The following is a 2,621-nucleotide window of genomic DNA, read 5'->3' as shown; positions in this document are numbered from 1 at the left end:
GGTTGCAACCCCACGCCGGATAGCCGCGCCTCGATAGCCCGCTCCGCCTCCGCTACAGCCTCCCTATCCGTGAGGGCTCTCACCCCCTTCGGCGTGCTCACGAGAACCTCCCCCCTCCTCCGGGCCTGCTCAACCAGCTCCACCAGCTGCTGCGGTGCATGGTAGTCGACAGCGACCACCACCAGCTTCCCACCGTCGCAGACGAGCGTGAAGGGGACTAGGGGGGTGTCACCGACCAAACGCGTGTAGAGGTTGTAGAATTCGGCTGCAACCGTCCGGTTCGACAGATCCAGGTAAATGATGTAGGCGCCCCGGGCGGCCAGCTCCTGCAGGGCCTCCTTCTGCCTAGCGCAGACAGGGCAGAACTCCTGGCCGTAGAGTATCACAGTCAACTGGGGTGCCGCGAGCGTGACAGCCAGAACGGCGGGGAGGAACAGGGGGATGACGGCGGCCTTCCTCACTCTACCACCTTCGTCCAGCGATGGTAGAGGTCGAGCTTTAAAAGTTGCCGCACGGGGACCGCTCTGCGGGCCTGCTCAACCTCGCCCTTCTCAACGTCGACCTCCGCGAACGCCTCGCTCTCGCCCAGCTCGGCCAAGGGGCAACCCCAGGGGCTCACCACCACGCTGTGGCCCGTGAAGCTCTCACCCACCTGGTTGGCAGCCACCAGGTAGGCGAGGTTCTCGTGAGCTCTAGCGGCGGTGAGAGCCCTCCACTGCTCCAGCTTGTAGGGCCCCTTGTACCAGGCGGCTGGTACGAGGAATAGGTCTACGCCCCTCAGCATCATCGCCCTAAACATCTCTGGGAAGCGCAAGTCGAAGCAGACGGCTAGCCCAGCCGTGAACTCGCCGATCCCCGCTACGGCGAGCTCGGAGCCTGGTGAGAAGATCCTGGACTCCCTGTAGCCGTACGCGTCGAAGAGGTGGATCTTCCTGTACACGGCGGCCACCCTTCCCCGGTCCGCGAGAACGGCGGCGTTGTAGACCCCGTCGCCCTCCTGCAGGTACATCGTGAAGGCAACGGCAAAACCCCTCTCCCTCGACTTGTCGATCAGGCTGCCCGCGAACTCCCCGTCCAGGGGCTCGGCCAGCGAGCGAACGTAGGTGGCCGTCACTCCCTCGCTGCCGACCCCCATCAGGTACTCGGGGAAGACGTTTAGGTCTGCGCTCGACTGGTCGAGCAGCGATAGTGCGCGCTTCAGGTTCTCCCTCTTTTCGGGCTTCACAGCCACCTGAAAGACGCGGATCCTCATCGAGCGCACCCTAGACTCTCCGGCTATATCGTTTGCCCGGCAGGCCCCTCCTAGCGAGCTCGTAGAGCATGCCGGCAGCCATCGTCGAGTAGAAGGCCATGTCGAACAGCGGGTATGCGAGCGAGCGAAGCCCCCTACCCTTAGCCAGGTAGAGGGCAGCCAAAGCTAGGTAGGCTAGCGGCGGGATCAGGAGGAGGTGGGGTAAGCCGATCACCGCCAGGAGCGCGGCCGACGCGTAGAAGGAGTAGAGGGCGAGCGCGCCGAGCAGCCCGTAGAGCGCGAGGGGGGCTTTCCTATGCTTCAGGAAAAACATCGTGTGGCCCCGCCCGTAGCTGAAGGCTCTCTTGAGCATCTTGCCCAACCCTCCCCCGTGGAAGTGCTCCACCCTTATCGTTGGGGACGCGTAAACCCTGTAGCCGGCCCTGCAGAGCCTCCAGAGCAGCTCCACCTCGTCGTAGCCGCCCTTGATCCCCTCGTCGAACGGGTTGCTCAGCAGGACCTCCCGCTTGAACGCCATGTTGTTCCCGTTTGGGACTCTCACCCTGTGGAAGTTCCGGGCCGTGATCTCCAGCTCCCGCTCATAGATCGTCATCATCGGCCAGAGAGCCTCGTTGTAGTACAGCGCGGTAGTGCTTCCCGATATTTCCCTCGCGGTCAGGACGGAGCCCCCGACCGCCACAGCGTCGGGGTGCTCCTCGAAGAACCGCCTTACGCTCTCGAGCCAGTCGGGAGGGGCTCTGCAATCACCGTCCGTGAAGGCGACGATCTCGCCCCTAGCCGCCCTCAAACCCGCGTTCCTCGCCACGTTGATGCCCGCCGGCGGAACCCTTACGACCCTCACGAACGGGTAGCGCGAAGCGATCTCAGGCGTCCGATCGCTCGAGCTGTCCGCAACGATGACCTCGAAGTCCCCCAAAGTTTGGCGGGCTAGCGACTCGAGAAGCTCCACGATTGTACCCTCGTTGTTCCTCGTCGGAACGACGACGGAGATCACACCCGAGTAAACCCTCAAGGCTTTTAAGTGGACACCGCCCCAATTAGCCAGTGATGAGGGTTTCTGGTTCAGAGGTGTGAAGAGAGCTTGATTGGCTGATACATCGGGAAAATCCACTTGCCCTCGGCTTTTAACCTGCAGGTGGGTTCAGGAGCTCCAGCGTTGCTATCGTCGAGTAGCCGTCCTGCTGGGCCTCAATCGCAGCTAGCGCCAGTGGGCTGCGACGGCGATGAGAGCGCCCACTGCGATCACGACGGCCCCCGCGTACTCGGCTACGGCTACCGACGGCCAGCGGACTGTAGCCTCAACCAGGTAGCCGAGCGGTGCTGGAAGGAGGCCTAGCAGGAGGAGGATTATGCCCGGTGTACGCCTCTT

At 63.3% G+C, this 2,621-nt stretch carries 3 protein-coding genes; all 3 read right to left on the bottom strand.

What is annotated here, in order from left to right:
- A partial coding sequence (locus QXF46_09695) for a hypothetical protein (GenBank protein MEM0227135.1) occupies positions 1-461 on the bottom strand: 461 nt, incomplete at its 3' end.
- Positions 458-1,252, bottom strand: a complete 795-nt coding sequence (locus tag QXF46_09690; protein MEM0227134.1) for a carbon-nitrogen hydrolase family protein — start codon at positions 1,250-1,252, stop codon at positions 458-460. The genes QXF46_09690 and QXF46_09695, both read right to left, overlap by 4 nt.
- A gap of 10 nt (positions 1,253-1,262) precedes the next feature.
- Positions 1,263-2,246: a glycosyltransferase gene (locus tag QXF46_09685; protein MEM0227133.1), complete on the bottom strand. Its 984-nt coding sequence runs from the start codon at positions 2,244-2,246 to the stop codon at positions 1,263-1,265.
- Positions 2,247-2,621: the final 375 nt, after the last annotated feature.

It is taken from the genome of Thermofilaceae archaeon (assembly GCA_038731975.1).
GTDB lineage: Archaea > Thermoproteota > Thermoprotei > Thermofilales > Thermofilaceae > JANXEW01.
The sequence above is the reverse complement of the archived record's forward strand: the minus strand, read 5'-3'. Positions and strand labels throughout refer to the sequence as shown.

Excerpts from the sequence above, each read along its gene's own strand:
- QXF46_09690 (MEM0227134.1), bottom strand. The coding sequence starts at position 1,252 with ATGAGGATCCGCGTCTTTCAGGTGGCTGTGAAGCCCGAAAAGAGGGAG.